This is a genomic window from Zobellia russellii, assembly GCF_018728565.1.
GTDB lineage: Bacteria > Bacteroidota > Bacteroidia > Flavobacteriales > Flavobacteriaceae > Zobellia > Zobellia russellii.
This window is the reverse complement of sequence record NZ_JACSOI010000004.1, coordinates 193,313-209,313: the sequence shown is the minus strand read 5'-3', so window position 1 is coordinate 209,313 and position 16,001 is coordinate 193,313. Positions and strand designations below refer to the sequence as shown.

General features: G+C 39.6%; 14 protein-coding genes. 13 read left to right on the top strand and 1 reads right to left on the bottom strand.

Annotation, left to right across the window (positions count from 1 at the left end):
• Positions 1-463: 463 nt before the first annotated feature.
• The 12 genes from thiD (at position 464) to H9565_RS11430 (ending at position 11,387) form a co-directional block, all read left to right on the top strand.
• Positions 464-1,264 (top strand): bifunctional hydroxymethylpyrimidine kinase/phosphomethylpyrimidine kinase, encoded by an 801-nt coding sequence (thiD, locus tag H9565_RS11480; RefSeq protein ID WP_215439744.1) that lies wholly within the window; start codon positions 464-466, stop codon positions 1,262-1,264.
• 104 nt (positions 1,265-1,368) lie between these two features.
• Positions 1,369-1,617: an ArsR/SmtB family transcription factor gene (locus tag H9565_RS11475; protein ID WP_317195440.1), complete on the top strand. Its 249-nt coding sequence runs from the start codon at positions 1,369-1,371 to the stop codon at positions 1,615-1,617.
• Between the two features lie 45 nt (positions 1,618-1,662).
• Positions 1,663-1,932, top strand: coding sequence for a hypothetical protein (locus H9565_RS11470; RefSeq protein ID WP_215439740.1), 270 nt, complete (start codon positions 1,663-1,665; stop codon positions 1,930-1,932).
• 12 nt (positions 1,933-1,944) lie between these two features.
• Positions 1,945-2,547 (top strand): short chain dehydrogenase, encoded by a 603-nt coding sequence (locus H9565_RS11465; RefSeq protein ID WP_215439738.1) that lies wholly within the window; start codon positions 1,945-1,947, stop codon positions 2,545-2,547.
• Between the two features lie 161 nt (positions 2,548-2,708).
• Positions 2,709-3,443, top strand: a complete 735-nt coding sequence (locus H9565_RS11460) for a 3-keto-disaccharide hydrolase (protein WP_215439736.1) — start codon at positions 2,709-2,711, stop codon at positions 3,441-3,443.
• A gap of 23 nt (positions 3,444-3,466) precedes the next feature.
• Positions 3,467-4,978, top strand: coding sequence for an alpha-L-fucosidase (locus tag H9565_RS11455; RefSeq protein ID WP_215439734.1), 1,512 nt, complete (start codon positions 3,467-3,469; stop codon positions 4,976-4,978).
• Positions 4,979-4,997: 19 nt separating this feature from the next.
• Positions 4,998-5,222 (top strand): sulfatase-like hydrolase/transferase, encoded by a 225-nt coding sequence (locus H9565_RS20165; RefSeq protein WP_246560549.1) that lies wholly within the window; start codon positions 4,998-5,000, stop codon positions 5,220-5,222.
• Positions 5,116-6,390: a sulfatase-like hydrolase/transferase gene (locus H9565_RS11450; protein WP_317195439.1), complete on the top strand. Its 1,275-nt coding sequence runs from the start codon at positions 5,116-5,118 to the stop codon at positions 6,388-6,390. The genes H9565_RS20165 and H9565_RS11450 overlap by 107 nt, the downstream gene beginning before the upstream one ends.
• A gap of 37 nt (positions 6,391-6,427) precedes the next feature.
• Positions 6,428-8,110: a sulfatase-like hydrolase/transferase gene (locus H9565_RS11445; protein WP_215439732.1), complete on the top strand. Its 1,683-nt coding sequence runs from the start codon at positions 6,428-6,430 to the stop codon at positions 8,108-8,110.
• A gap of 52 nt (positions 8,111-8,162) precedes the next feature.
• Complete coding sequence (locus H9565_RS11440; RefSeq protein WP_215439730.1) at positions 8,163-9,275, top strand: aldose epimerase family protein; 1,113 nt, start codon at positions 8,163-8,165, stop codon at positions 9,273-9,275.
• Between the two features lie 7 nt (positions 9,276-9,282).
• Positions 9,283-9,723 (top strand): helix-turn-helix domain-containing protein, encoded by a 441-nt coding sequence (locus H9565_RS11435; RefSeq protein WP_215439728.1) that lies wholly within the window; start codon positions 9,283-9,285, stop codon positions 9,721-9,723.
• 146 nt (positions 9,724-9,869) lie between these two features.
• The gene (locus tag H9565_RS11430) at positions 9,870-11,387 is read left to right on the top strand and encodes a sulfatase-like hydrolase/transferase (RefSeq protein ID WP_215439727.1); all 1,518 of its coding nucleotides are present in this window, start codon (positions 9,870-9,872) and stop codon (positions 11,385-11,387) included.
• Positions 11,388-11,600: 213 nt separating this feature from the next.
• Here the strand turns inward: H9565_RS11430 and H9565_RS11425 are convergent, their stop codons facing one another.
• Positions 11,601-13,157 (bottom strand): alpha-L-fucosidase, encoded by a 1,557-nt coding sequence (locus H9565_RS11425; RefSeq protein WP_215439726.1) that lies wholly within the window; start codon positions 13,155-13,157, stop codon positions 11,601-11,603.
• 365 nt (positions 13,158-13,522) lie between these two features.
• On the opposite strand from H9565_RS11425, the gene galB reads away from it, so the two are divergent.
• Complete coding sequence (galB, locus tag H9565_RS11420) at positions 13,523-15,997, top strand: beta-galactosidase GalB (protein WP_215439725.1); 2,475 nt, start codon at positions 13,523-13,525, stop codon at positions 15,995-15,997.
• The last annotated feature ends 4 nt before the right edge of the window (positions 15,998-16,001 follow it).

Sequence of the window (16,001 nt, the reverse complement as noted above, 5' to 3'; positions counted from 1 at the left end):
TATGGTTTACTATAAAAGTAAGTAAAAGACTACATATGTAAAGTTAATATTATCAAATATATTTGCAAACCTTAGCTTATGCCATTAATTGTTGTCTAGTAAGGGCACACTGTATGTCAAATAGCACATTTTGTATATGACACTATTTTCAAAAACGCACTTCATCGATAAAGCCTTTATTTACGGTATTTTAAAGAGTATCATTTTTCAACATACAAATCAAAATTTAACTATAACGTTGTAGTTCGCTGCTATGTTCTCTTGTTTTCACCTTAAAAAAACTCTAAAACTACAATGACCAAAAAGCACGTGACCAAGTGTATAACACAGGCAGGAAAGAGAATCTGCAATTTATTTTTTTGTAAGAATTCATACCTTTATTACCTAACTTCTGCCCTAGCCTATTTTAAAATAATTTTGATACATTTGGTTTTCTTAGGCTCACCCTTGTTTTACCGCATCTATGAATTCAGTATACCCTTGTGTTCTAACTATTGCCGGAAGTGATTCGGGTGGTTGTGCAGGCATTCAGGCAGATATAAAAAGTATTAGTGCCAATGGCGCTTTTGCTGCTTCGGTCATTACGGCTACTACAGCTCAAAACACCCGTGGTGTTTTTGATATTCATGCAATACCCGTCTCCCACATACGCAAACAGCTAATTGTAGTTTTGGAGGATATTGAGTTTGGAGCAATAAAAATTGGTATGCTACACTCTGCTGAGGTCATTGAAACGGTAAAAAAAACACTAAAAGAATATTCTGTAAAGAACATTGTTCTAGACCCGGTAATGGTGGCTACATCCGGAGATAGACTTCTAAACAAAGCCGCATTGGATAGCCTAAAATCTTTTTTGGGCGATGCTTACCTCATTACCCCTAATATTCCTGAAGCAGAAATCCTCATTGATAAAAAAATTGATTTTAACAGTGTTGCCGAAGCTGCAAAAGAAATTGGTAACACCTTTAAAACCTCGGTTTTGCTAAAAGGAGGGCATCTGGAAGGTTCTGACCAAATGACCGATACCTTGTTCTTGTACGATACACAGAAAACAGTGTTCGTTTCCAATAAACGTATACATACCAAAAATACACATGGTACAGGGTGCACCTTATCTTCTGCCATTGCCGCACAATTAAGTTTGGGATACGACCTTGAAGAAGCGGTAAAAAAAGCCTGTTCTTATTTAAACAAAGCCATTCTACAGGGTAAAGACAGGGTTTTGGGTATGGGGCATGGTCCCGTTCAACATTTTCCTGTATAAAATTCCAAAATTTTTTTGATACACATCGATATTTTTCGATATTTGTATATATGGATATTAAAGAAGCAGTTGAAATAAGTAAATGTTTATCTAACAACACCCGAATGCAGATAATGGAGTGGCTCAGGGAACCTGAAAAGAACTTTCCGCCACATGTAAGCATAAAGCATTTTAATGATGGGGTCTGTGCTTCCTATATATTCGAAAAATCCAAACTGTCGCAATCAACCATATCCAATTATTTGACCAGCATGGAAAAATGTGGCTTATTGATTATGACACGTCATGGAAAATGGTCCTATTTTAAGAGAAACGAAGCTATAATTACCGAATTTGCAAAATTTTTGCTCTAATTTTTTAACCTATCAAATCGACATATATAGATATTACTATTTAAAATGAAATTGTTAATCGATATTTTCGGATGGACGGGCTCGGGGCTCATCATCTTGGCCTACGCCATCACAATGATGGAAAATAAAAAATTTCTAGGCTATAGTAAGTACTTAAACCTACTTGGAGGATTATTAATTGCAACCAACTGTTATTATTACAGTGCCATTCCTCCATTTGTATCTAATATGTTGTGGAGTATCATTGCCACCCTAACTATTTACAAAACCAGAAAAAAAGGACCAAAACAGAACAATAGAAAACGTTTAACCTAAAAATAAGAAACTATGAAAATCTTGATTATTGGAGGACACGGAACTATAGGAAAAAAAGTAGTGGCCCATTTTTCTAAAAAAAATAAAGTAGTCATTGCCGGTAGAACGTCCGGTGATTTTCTAGTGGATATTAAAGATAGTTCCTCTATTGTGAATATGTTTGAGCAAGCTGGCAAATTTGATGCTATAATCTGTATTGCGGGCGAAGCAAAATGGGACAATTTTGACCGTCTTACGGAAGATGATTTTCATATAGGACTGAACAGTAAATTAATGGGTCAGGTCAACTTGGTTCGCATAGGCCAAAAATTTCTTGCACCACAAGGTTCCATAACCCTTTCCACAGGTATTTTGGCAGATGACCCCGTGGCCATGACCACTAGTGCCGCCATGGTAAACGGAGCTATCCATAGCTTTGTACAAGCTGTAGCATTAGAAATAGAAAACGGTATAAGGGTAAATGCCGTTTCTTCCGGCATGGTAGAAGATGCCTATAAAAAATATAAAGATTATTTTCCGGGGCACAACCCTATTCCTATGAATAAAGTAATAAACGGGTATGTAAGAAGTGTTGATGGAAAAGGCAATGGCAAAATTATTCGCATTTACGATTAAAGCCGGTTTATTTTCCAAGACTTAGCTATTTGGTCTATATAGGGGCCTAATTATGCTAAAATTGGTCTAGAATAAACATTTGTGGTAGTATTAAGAATGTCCGTTGCTTATCAACGGACATTTTTTTTAGAATTTGCCACCGTATTACTAGACCGGACCCTATGAAAACTAAAATCACTTCAATTCTAACGTTGACACTTTTTTCTTGTGTCCTATTTTCTCTTTCAGCTCAAGAATCCAAGCTAGAATGGACCAACCCATTTCCAAAAAATGAACTTAGCTCTAGCTACACTATCACTCAAAGTGAGCTGCCCTCCAATCAAAAATTATTCGAAATAAAAAAGAACAAAATAGAAGTACTCTATGCCTGGAAAGGAGAAAAAGCCCCTTTTGGCATGATTACCACTACCAAAGAATACAGTCACTTTAATTTGGAACTAGAATATAAGTGGGGAGAGCGCAAATTTGCCCCTCGCCTAGAAGCCAAACGCGATGCCGGAATCGTATTCCACGTACAAGGCGAAAAAGTAATCTGGCCTACCTGTCTGGAATGTCAGATTCAGGAAGGAGACACAGGGGACCTCTGGGTCATTAAAGGACCAAAAGTAACATGGTATCAAAAGGACGGCTCTGAAAAACTATTGGATTCCAGCGGAAAAAAAACCTATATAGAAGGTGATAAATATGGTAATTATGAAGTTGATGGTTGGAACAAAGTTCGCGTAGAGGTAAGAGGCTCAAAAAGTGCCAAATTCTATGAAAACGGACAATTGGTCAATGAACTGAAAGACTTCTTAAATGCCAACGGAACTCCTTTAGAAAAAGGAAACATTGCCCTTCAGGCCGAAGGCTCCGAGATTACCTACAGAAATATAAAAATCCAAGAACTTAAATAAACCAGCATACTTACATTATTTAAATGAAAAACAAGATTACCTTTTTTTTGATATTGTCCTTTATGGGCACATGCTACGCCCAAGACAAATTTGGTCCCGATTGGGAAAATTTAAAACAACACAAAGCTGCTCCCGGATGGTTTGCAGATGCTAAGTTAGGAGTCTATTTTCATTGGGGCGTTTATAACGTTCCCGCCAATGGAAATGAATGGTACGGCCGTTTTATGTACGAAAACGACAGGAGAAAGACATGGGGAAAAGATGTTTATGACTACCACACCAAAACCTACGGGCGAGATGTAGATTATCACGACTTTATACCGCAATGGAAAGCCGAAAAATTCTCAGCAAAACGCTGGGTGGATATGTTTGAAAACATGGGCGCAAAATTCATAGGAACCATTGCGGAACACCATGATGGTTTTTCGCTTTGGGAAAGTGAAGTCAATCCTTGGAACTCCTTTGACAAGGGACCTAAAATTGATGTAGTTAAGCAAATTGGTGACGAAGTAAAAAAGCGAAATTTAAAATTCATGACCACGTTTCATCATGGTTTTCACATGCACTTTTATCCTAAAAAAGAGAATAGCTTTCTTCGTCCGGTAAGTACACACTCGGTAACCTATACTAATCCGGAAGTCCCTCAAGAAGATGAGTATCGTATTCTTTACGGAAATACCACGTACGAAGAAGAATGTGATATATGGTTGGGAAAACTAAATGAAGTAATCAATGCCTATTCCCCTGACTATATTTGGATGGATTTTGCGCAAGGCTACATTCAAGAGGACTACCGTAAGCAATTTTTGGCCAACTATTTTAATAAGGCACAAGAGCAGAATAAAGAAGTAGTGGTAAACACCAAAGGCTCATTTTTCCCAACGGATTTAGCTGTTGTAAACTTAGAAAGAGCTACAGTCATAGATATTGCCCCTGAAGTTTGGGTAACAGATTTTCAATTGGGCAGCTCGTGGGGGTATAATAAAGACAAGCGTACCGCTTTAGACCCTAAAAAAGCCATTCGGATATTGGCTGAAGTGGTGAGTAAAAACGGAGTAATGATTTTAGCTGCAGCCCCTATGGCAGAAGGGATTATTCCGGAAGAACAGGCCAAATCCATGGAAGGTATTGGGGCTTGGTTAAATCTATACGGTGAAAGTATTTACAATACACGCCCCTTTGTTGCCTACGGCCAAGGTCCTACTAAAATGAAACGGAATCCGGAAGATGAGTGGAATGATTATGGAGCCATTAAAGCCGGTTTATACGATTTAAATTCGGCGGATATTCGCTATACCAAAAAAGACAAAACCGTTTATGCCATTCAATTAGGATGGCCCGGTGAGAAAGCCAACACCGTTCTTGACGTTTTTGGGAACAAGGCCAAGGATATGGAAATCAAATCGGTTTCCGTATTAGGCAGTAATCAAAAAATAAAGTGGAAAAAAACAGCGGAAGGCCTATTGGTTACCGCTCCAAGAAAAATGCCGGCAGAAGCTGATGCTGCACTTGTTTACAAAATAACATTGAAATAGAAAAGGAAAAGATATTACCATGAGCAAAAAAATCATTTACACATTGGCCATAGGTCTCATGACTGCTTTAACGGGTATGGCACAAAATCAAAAACCGAATATCATAGTGGTCCTAACGGATGATCAAGGCTGGGCAGATGTTGGCTTTAACGGAGCTACGGACATACCCACTCCAAATTTGGACAAATTGGCTTCTCAAGGCGTTATTTTCGACAACGGTTATGTATCCACATCCGTATTGTAGTCCATCTAGAGCCGGATTATTAACCGGGCGCTATCAAGCTCGTTTTGGACATGATTGTAATATGCCTTACGATTCCGAGAATGATGATACGGTAGGGACTCCCCTTTCGGAAAAGATGATTCCCGAAGCCCTAAAGGAACATGGGTATCGCACCAGTGCAATTGGTAAATGGCATTTGGGGGACCACCCTAGCCTACACCCCATTCATCAAGGGTTTGACCATTGGTTTGGTTTTGCAGGTGGTGGAATGAACTACTGGGGAATTCCTGACGGTCCTATCAAGACTATTGTTAGAAACGGAAAACCGGTACCACAAAATGAATTGCGTTACCTTACCGATGATTTTACGGATGAGGCCATAGACTTTATCACCAAGAAAGATGACAAGCCGTTTTTTATGTATTTGGCCTACAATGCACCGCACGCACCGGACCAAGCTACCAAACAATATCTTGAACATACCAAACATATTGAATACGGTGGGCGAAGTGTGTACGCGGCCATGGTAAATGCTGTTGATGCAAATGTTGGTAGAATAGATTCTACACTTGTTGCCAATGGCATGAAAGAGAACACTATTTTAGTGTTTTTAAGCGATAATGGCGGTCGTACGGAACATGCGGATAATCGTCCGTACCGCGGTCATAAGGGCATGTTGTTCGAAGGTGGTATTAAAGTCCCTTTCTTCATCACATGGCCCAAAAAACTAAAAGCCGGACAGCACTATAAAAAGCCCATTAGCTCATTAGACATTTTCCCAACATTTTTGGAAGCAGCCGGAGGTAACGTAAAAAAGGAGACCCAATTAGACGGCACCACATTACTGCCCTATATATTAGACGGAAAGACCGGTTTGCCACATGAACAGTTGTTCTGGCGTTCCGTAGGTGGTTTTGAATATGCTGTTAGAGTTGGTGACTACAAACTTTACAAAAGTGCTTATAAAAGTAAAACCCTACTTTTCAACCTAAAGAACGACCCTTGGGAACGAACGGATGTAGCGGCCGATAATCCCCAAAAAGTGGCCGAATTAGAAAAGGCATATACGGCTTGGGATGCAAAGAACCTAGAACCGGGATGGATAGACCCACATGCAAAAAATGTGATCAAAGAAGAAAAAGCTTTTGAGGCTTTTAGAAAAAAAGCTGAAGGTCCAACTGGTAAATAAATCTTAAACGGAAGCATTACTAATTTTAACAGACAAAATGAAACATTCTAATCGGTTTAAATATTGGCTTATTGTTTTGGCCATTTACACCTACGCAACGGTTCAGGTTACGGCCCAAGAGCAACCTAATTTTATCTTCATTTTAACGGATGACCAACAGTACGGTCTTATGGGCTGCACGGGAAATACTATAGTGCAGACTCCCAATTTGGACCAATTGGCAAAAGATGGGGTTTTATTTACCAACGCCCATATTACCAGCGCCATCTGTACTCCTAGTAGAGCTAGTATTTTAACCAGTCAATTCGAACGTAAGCATGGCGTGAATTTTAATTCCGGCACCAGTATGTCTAGAGAAGGTTGGGCCAACACCTACCCTATGGTCATGCGAGAAAACGGGTATTACACCGGCTGGGTAGGAAAGAACCATGTTCCCATTGGCGAAGGTGGTTATGATAGTGGCCTTATGGAAAAAAGCTTTGACTACTGGTACGCAGGACATGGCCACTTGGGCTTTTACCCTAAAGACCGCCATAAGATTTTTAAAGATGCTAAATATGATACCCAAGTAGAAGTTGTTGGCGAAGGTGTGCAGGACTTTTTATCCAACCAGCAAAAATTGGGCGGTGCTATAAAATTCCTAGACCAGCGACCAACGGAAAAACCTTTTATGCTTTCCGTTTGCTTTAACCTACCCCATGGTGCCGGTACCGGATCTATGCAAATGAGAGATTCGGACGATGAGATTTATAAGACCCTATATCGAGACAAGAATATTCCATTACCAGAAAATTATGTTGCAAGAAAGAATATAAAAACACCTAAACTTCCTGCCGAAATCCATCATGCCGGAGACCGCCAAACTGGCTATGACTATGTTGATACTCCTGAAGGTTTCAAAGAGCGATATATTAGACAAATGGAAGCTATGACCGGTATAGACAGACTCATAGGTCAGCTCAGGAAAACATTAAAAGATCAAAAATTAGATAAGAATACCGTTATTGTTTTCACATCTGACCATGGTCTTTTTATGGGGCAATTCGGTCTTGGCGGAAAGGCCTTGTGCTATGAGGAAACTACCCACGTGCCCATGATTATCTTTGACCCCAATACGAAGAAATCAAAACGAGGTAAAACTTCCGATGCTTTGGTACAGAGCATAGATATTGCTCCCACCATGATGACCATGGCCGGTGTTACCATTCCAAGCACTTATCAAGGTAAAAATCTAACCGGACTTTTAGCTGGTGAAGAACAGGCCGTACGCCCGTACCTTTACACTGAAAATTTATGGTCTACCCAATTTGGAAACCCAAGATGTGAGGCCGTACAGGATAAGGAGTGGAAATATATACGTTATTATAAAAATGAAAACTTTTCTGCATTAAAGAAAATTGCCACAGCAAAGCAAATGGGTATCAATACAAGCGCCATGCTGTACAAAGTACACGACCCGGATATTGCTGTTTACCGCGATTATGCCGAAGGACCTTTAAAAGGAGAACCCGCAGTGTACGAAGAGCTCTTTAACCTTAAAGACGACCCAAAAGAAGTCACAAACCTAGCTTCTGACTCCAATTTGGAAAGCAAATTAAAAGAAATGAGAGAAGTTTGGAAAAAAGAAATTACCAATGCCCGTGGGGATGGGTTTCCTAAAGTATTACGTTATACTGCGGACAGTGAAGGAGAACGAGGGCATATTATAGAACCAAAGTAATAGGGTATCAATTTTCTCGAATTTTATCCGGCAAAGAACAAACTAAATAGATATGAAAAAGTTGAGCAGTGTTTTATGTATGTTGGTTCTCTGTTGTGCCGTAGCACCATTGTTCGCCCAAGAACATAATGGGGTCACCTCCAAAAACTGGGGAACGGCCAATGGTGAAAATGTATCCTTATACACGCTTACCAATGACAATGGCATGGTGGTAAAACTCACCAATTTTGGAGGCACCATAACTTCCATCCTAGCTCCTGATAAAAATGGAAAGCTTGAAGATGTTGTGCTCGGTTTTGATAATTTGGAACAATACAAAGCCGAGCACCCCTGTTTTGGAGCAACCATAGGCCGCGTTGCCAATCGGATAAGAAACGGTCAGTTTAAAATAGGTGAAACTACCTATCAACTTTCTCAAAATAGTAACGAGCATTGTTTGCATGGCGGCAATGAATTTGATCGTGTAGTTTGGGCATCGAAGATCGTAGTAAATGATCAAGGACCTTCTGTTCAGCTACACCACCTCTCAAAAGATGGAACCATGGGGTTCCCGGGAACCTTGGATAGTTATGTAACCTATACCTTAACCGATGACAACCGCCTTATAGCACATTATGAAGCTACTACGGACAAAGCTACGCATGTGAACATGACGCAACACAGCTATTTTAATCTTAATGGTATGGAAGATAAAATCTACGACCATATCATTACTATAGATGCGGACACCTATACTGAAATTGACGAAGAAATTATCCCCACTGGAAAATTAGCTCCCGTAAAAGGCACGGATTGGGATTTAACAACACCCACTCCACTAGGTGAGAACATTCATAAATTGGATTTTAACGGATATCATTACAACTATGTTTTTAACAAGGCCGTTGGAGAGTTAAAAAAGGCAATAGAAGTTTGGGAACCCAAATCCGGTAGAACAATGACTATTTCTACCACCCAACCCGGTGTTCAATTTTATTCAGGGAACGGAATTGGAGATACCTTTACAGGAAAAAATCATATAAAATATGCAGATCACATGGCATTCTGTTTGGAAACACAACATTTTCCGGACACGCCCAATCATGCTAATTTCCCCTCTACCTTACTTCTACCGGGAGAAAAATATGATGAAACCGCTATATTCCACTTTGGCATAAAAGACTAATTTTTGGTTGCTCAAATTTAAACTATCCAATATCATAAAACGGCGCGAACATTTAAGAAAACGTTTTAACCGCAAAATAACGGTACAACCCAGTGAAGTGGTAGTAACCTCAATGGATGAAATATTTCTTAGCCAAGCTATTGAAATCGTGGAAAAACACATGATGAATACCGATTTTAATGTTGAAATGCTCGTGAAGGAAATGGGCCTTAGTCGCAGTACACTGTATCTTAAGTTTAAAGAGATAACCGGGCTTTCTTCCAGCGAGTTCATCAGAAACGTTCGTCTTAAGCGTGCGGTACAGCTGTTTGACCAAAGTAACTTCTCCGTAAAGGAAATTATGTACAAAACAGGTTTCAGTACGGCCTCCTACTTCTCCAAATGTTTTAAAAAGCAATTTGGAGTGGTACCAAGTGAGTACGTTCGTCAAATCAACAAAAAAAAATGAGGCTACAGATGCGTCCTAATATCCGTGTAAATACTATAAATTCATCCTAAAGAATTCGGCCAATGTAATTTTAATAAGATTCAATCCTTATTTTCACCCTGACCAAATAAACGAAGTACAATAAATCATTTTTAAAATTTAATCCTTTGAAAAATTTAACACTTGCCCTCATCTCAGTGCTGCTGTTCTCTTGTAAAGCTGAGAAAAAAGAGGTTACACCGTCAAAACCTAACGTAGTTTTCATATTTGCCGATGATATGACCTATTCGGCCATAAATGCGTTAGGGAACAAAGAAATTCAAACTCCCAATCTAGATAAATTGGTACATAAAGGCACTACGTTCACCCATGCCTTTAACATGGGAGGTTGGAACGGTGCCATATGCGCAGCATCTAGAGCCATGATCATTTCCGGACGTAAGCTTTGGGAAGTAAACGAATTTCGCGAAAATTGGAGTAACGGTAAGGAGTTTGACAAAACTTGGGGTAAACTCATGGAAGGCGCAGGATATGACACCTATATGACAGGAAAATGGCACGTAGATGCCAAAGCCCAAAACGTTTTTCAAAATGTAGTTCACGTTCGCCCAGGTATGCCCGGCGATGCATGGGCCACGGAAAATACCGGTGCCAAATTCAAAACCTTAAAAGAAGAAGGTAAAAAACCGGAAGATATTATGCCTATAGGTTATAACAGACCTCAAAATGAAAATGATACACTTTGGACCCCTACAGATATGAAGTACGGTGGTTTCTGGCAGGGTGGTAAACACTGGAGCGAAGTACTTAAAGACGATGCCCTTGGGTTCATAGACCAGACCAAAACGAGCGAGAAGCCCTTTTTTATGTATCTGGCCTTTAACGCCCCACATGACCCTAGACAGGCACCACAAGAGTTTGTAGACCTATACCCTATAGAAAACATAAGCGTTCCTAAAAGTTTTCTTCCCCTCTACCCTTATAAAGATGGAATGGGCAATGGCCCAAGTCTCAGAGATGAAGCACTAGCTCCTTTTCCCAGAACTGAATATGCCGTAAAAAAACATACACAAGAGTATTATGCGCTCATTTCTCATTTGGATTTTCAAATAGGGCAGATTCTAGATGGATTAGAGAAAACTGGTAAAATGGATAACACCTATATCATTTTTACGGCAGATCACGGTTTGTCAATGGGCAAACATGGCCTTCTTGGAAAGCAAAGTCAGTTTGACCATAGCGTTCGTGCTCCGTTTATGATCGTTGGGCCTAAAATTCCTGCAAACCAAAAAGTTGATGCCGATATCTATTTACAAGATGCCATGGCAACAAGCTTAGAATTGGCCAGCATTGAAAAACCCGAATATGTATTCTTTAACAGTGTTTTAGACCTTGTAGACGGAGAACGTAAAGAAAGTCATTATGATGCTATTTATAATGGTTACATAGACTTACAGCGTATGATACGTAAAGATGGCTATAAACTGATCGTATATCCTAAAATGGACGTTGTATTGCTGTACGACTTAACAGCTGATCCAGAAGAAATGAACGATTTGGCGGGCAAGCCTGAATTCAAAGAGAAAGTAGATACTATGTTTTCCGAGTTAATGCAATTACAAAAAGATATGGAAGACCCTCTAGATATTAGTGCTGTACTAAAGAACTACAGAGCTGAAAAATAAATTTTAAATTCACTTTGTACTAAGCAAAGTTGGCCTGTTCGTTACAATGAACGGGCCTTTTTTATGGTTATAATCAAAGGTGAACTACTAAAAAGCAATACTCCTTAAACTGCAAACAAGAAACTTAGAGGCATAAAAAAAGTGCATCGACTATGAACAATCGATGCACTCAAAACTAACACAAAAAAAACAATCTTAAAGTAGAGCTTAATCTTAAATAGATATCTCTAACACGTGGGCGTATTCACCCGATTTTTTTCCTAAATCTTTAATGGTAAGTGCTTCCTTAGTTTGCTCAAAATCTATTTTAGCATCACTACCCAATAGCTTCACTGCTTTGATATCCAAACCTTCGGCGTAGGCATTTGCACTTCCTAAAGACTCTATATCAATCTTACCGTTCTTTGGCCAAGCCAACATTATGGCGTACAACTTATCCCCTTTTTGGGTAAACCTAATGTCTTGACCCGTAAACTCTTTGTTTTTCCCTTCGGAATGATGCCCCTTTTTAACCTCTGTTGGACCTTCTCCAAAAGTTTTCCAATATCTGGTATCGTAGATAGCATCACCGTTAACAGCAAGCCAATCACCAATTTGTAATAGAATCTCTTTTTGGTCATCAGGAATAGTTCCATCTGCTTTAGGACCAACGTTCAACAATAAGTTTCCGTTTTTAGAAACGATATCCACTAAATCGTCTATCAGTTGGTTAGGCGTTTTAGAATCCCAATTCGTAACATGTGACCACGAATTTTTACCTATTGAAGTATCGGTCTGCCAAGGCAGTTTTCTAATACCTGGAAGTTTCCCTCTTTCCAAATCATAGATAACCGTGCCTTCCGGAAAAGCTTCATGACCAAAATTCTTGTCATTGATCAAAACTTCTTTTCCCCACTCACGACCTTTATTGTAATAGTAGGCTGCCAATTTAGGCCTTAAGTCTGCAAAATCATCAATATCTACATAGAAATCAAAATAAAGGATATCAGGTTGGTACGTATCTACCAAATCAATTGTTCTATTCCACCAGCGCTCCTTAAATTTTTCGGAAACCGGTTCTTTTAAATCTTTTCCTTTACTAGAATATAAATCGGCATACTCCGGGTCAACCGTATCAAACTTATCCTTCTTATTATAAAAAGACCAGTTAAAGGCAAAGTGGGAAGAAGCGCCCATTTTCAAACCCTGTTCGCGGCCTTCTTTAAAAAGTTCACCTAAAACATCCCTTTTCGGACCCATATCAAATGAGTTCCAACGGGTTGTATTTGACTTGTACATAGCAAAACCATCATGGTGATCTGCTACCGGAACTACATATCTAGCACCTGATTTTTTGAAAAGGTCTATCCATTCCTTAGCATCAAATTTTTCGGCCTTGAACATGGGAATAAAATCTTTGTAGCCAAATTCTTTTTGGTCTCCCCACGTCTTTTTATGGTGTGTATATGCTGCATTAGGTCCTTTCTTTCCTGGTTTTAGGGTTGCGGAAAAAGTTGCGGTATCCATATACATCCGTCTTGGGTACCATTCGGAACCAAAAGCAGGAACCGTATAGGCGCCCCAATGGATAAAAATCCCGAATTTATCATCGCTGAACCATTTTGGGTCTTTATAATTTTTCTTGATAGACTCCCAATTAGGCTGAAAGACTTTAATGGTATCGGTAGTACTGAGCTGCGCCGTATCCTTTTGATTTTTTTTGTCCGAACTGCCACAGGAAGCAATACAGACAATGGCGACTGAAAGTGCCGCTAGGTGTTTTAAATTCATAATGTGGTTGTTATTGACGATACCATTTTGTTTCGCCCTATTTGAGGTAGCTAAATTCTAATTTTATCGCTCATCCCCGAGCCACGAATGTGCTAAAGGGTACAACAAATGAACATTTCACTAAAGTCAACTTAGAGAATTTACAAGCTCATATTAGGTTTAAGGCCCGCAAAAAACTTGACAATATATTGACAACACCCAATCTTCTAAAAATCTTGGAAGTTGTACTGTAATGTCTTAACATGTAGACGCGCCCAGCAAACCCTAACCAAAAAAACCATCTGTTCTATTTTTTCATCAGTCCGTGGTCTTTTCCCTAGAAATTATTTTCGACTTTCACCACAATAAATATTAACGTGAAAATAATGTTGAGAACAAGCTTACTATTTACCCTTTTATTACAATTCTGTTTCTCCTTTGGCCAATTAAATCCTAATGCCACAAATGGCGATGTTTCTTTTAATAGCAACTGGCTTTTTCAAAAGGGAGACCCCTCCGGAGCGGAAAAATCTACATTTAAAGATGCGCAGTGGCGTAAACTTAATTTGCCCCATGATTGGGCCATTGAAAGTCCTTTTGACAAAAAATACAATGCTCGTACAGGAGGTTTACCCGTACACGGTACGGCATGGTACCGCAAACATTTTACCATAGACAAAAAATATGCAGCTCAGCAAATAGCTGTCTTGTTTGATGGTGTCATGAACAATAGTAAAGTCTATATAAACGGAACCTATATTGGCGAGCGCCCTTTTGGTTATATGGGTTTTGAACTGGACTTAACCCCGTACATTAAGTTTGGGGAAGACAACGTCATTGCCGTAAGGGTTGCCCCGGAAGATTTAGCATCCCGTTGGTACTCCGGAGCGGGTATCTATAGGAACACCTATTTAAAAATAAATAACCCGGTCCACATTCCACTTTGGGGCACCTATATTACAACCCCAGAAGTATCTAATGAAAAGGCGACTGTAAAAATTGAAACCACGGTAAAGAATGCCAATGGCAAAAAAGCTTCGGTTACTTTAGAAACAAAAATAATTGACGGGCTAAATAACGTGGTAGCTTCAAGTAGTCAAAAAATCAAGCTAGAAAAATCTTCGACGAAAGTTGTTATAGATGAAATAGTAGTGAACAACCCCAACCGATGGGGAATTGAGAACCCTTTTTTATATGATGTTGTCACTCAAGTAAAAAAAGCGAATACGGTTATAGATGAGTACCATAGTACTTTAGGGATAAGAAGTATTTCTTTTGATGCTAAAAAAGGGTTTCTATTGAATGAAAAACCTGTAGAGTTCAATGGTGTATGTATGCACCATGACCTTGGACCTTTGGGTGCCGCGGTAAATTACAGAGCTACGGAGCGCCAAATGCAAATTATGCAAAGTATGGGCGTAAATGCCTTGCGTACGAGCCACAATCCACCATCGCCAGAAATGCTCCAGATATGTGATAAACTGGGTATTGTTGTCCTAGACGAAGCTTTTGACGAGTGGAAAATTCCAAAAGTCATTAACGGCTATAATAAGTTTTTTGACGAATGGCACGAGCGTGATTTAAGGGATATGATCAAAAGAGACCGTAACCACCCTTCCGTAGTGATGTGGAGTATAGGTAACGAAATTATTGAGCAACGGGAAAAGGACGGTTGGAAAGTGGCCAAAATGTTGAGCGATATCTGTCACGATGAAGATCACACCAGACCAACTACAGCAGGTTTTAACAACTACCCGGGAGCGTTCAAAAATAAATTAGCGTACCAGATAGATATTGTAGGCCTAAACTATAAGCCTTTTGATTATGGCGAAGTTATACGGGAAAATCCGGATATGATCGTTTACGGTTCCGAAACCTCATCGCAGACCAGTAGCCGAGGTTCGTACCACTTACCTATTACCTATGAACACCAAAAAGAAACACACCAAGTCTCTAGTTATGATGTAACGGTTGGTCCACCATGGGCCTATCCTCCTGATGTTGAGTTTGATGTTCAGGCAGAAAACCCTACCTTTTTAGGTGAATTTATGTGGACAGGCTTTGATTACCTTGGTGAACCTACCCCTTACGGTGGGCGCGATAATTCTACCAATGGATATTGGAACGCAGATTGGCCGGTACACGCCTCCTATTTTGCTCCCGTAGATTTATGCGGATTTCCAAAAGACAGATATTACCTCTACCAAAGCCAGTGGACTACAGAGCCTATGGTTCATGTATTGCCACACTGGAATTGGGAAGGAAAAGAAGGAGAAGAAATTCCCGTATTTGCCTATACCAATTGTGATGAAGTAGAACTGATTGTAAACGGGAAATCTTTGGGCAGAAAAGTAAAAGGAGTTGATACCACTGATATTCCGGCTGAATTCCGTGGGTTTGAAAAAGGTATGTACACGTCAAAATATAGATTAAGCTGGAAGGTTCCTTTCCAACCGGGAAGCTTACGAGTAATTGGTTATAAAGATGGAAAAGCAGTTGCCGAAAAGATAATCAACACTGCTAAGAAAGCATCTAAAATACGCTTAACGGCAGACCGTTCCCAAATTTCGGCAGATGGTAAAGACCTTTCTTTTATTAAAGTTGATATTACGGATGCGGATGGAAACCTTGTTCCTTTAGCGGACAACCAAGTACAGTTTACTGTAGAAGGCCCCGGAATCCTTGCTGCAGTGGGAAATGGAAACTCGGCATCACTAGAATCGTTTCAAGACACTAAAATAAAAGCGTTTAACGGAAAATGTCTTTTAGTAATAAAATCTACCGAAGCTGCTGGCAACATAACAGTTTCAGCTACTTCTAACGGATTGGAAACTTCTAAAACTATAATCGTATCAAAATAATCAA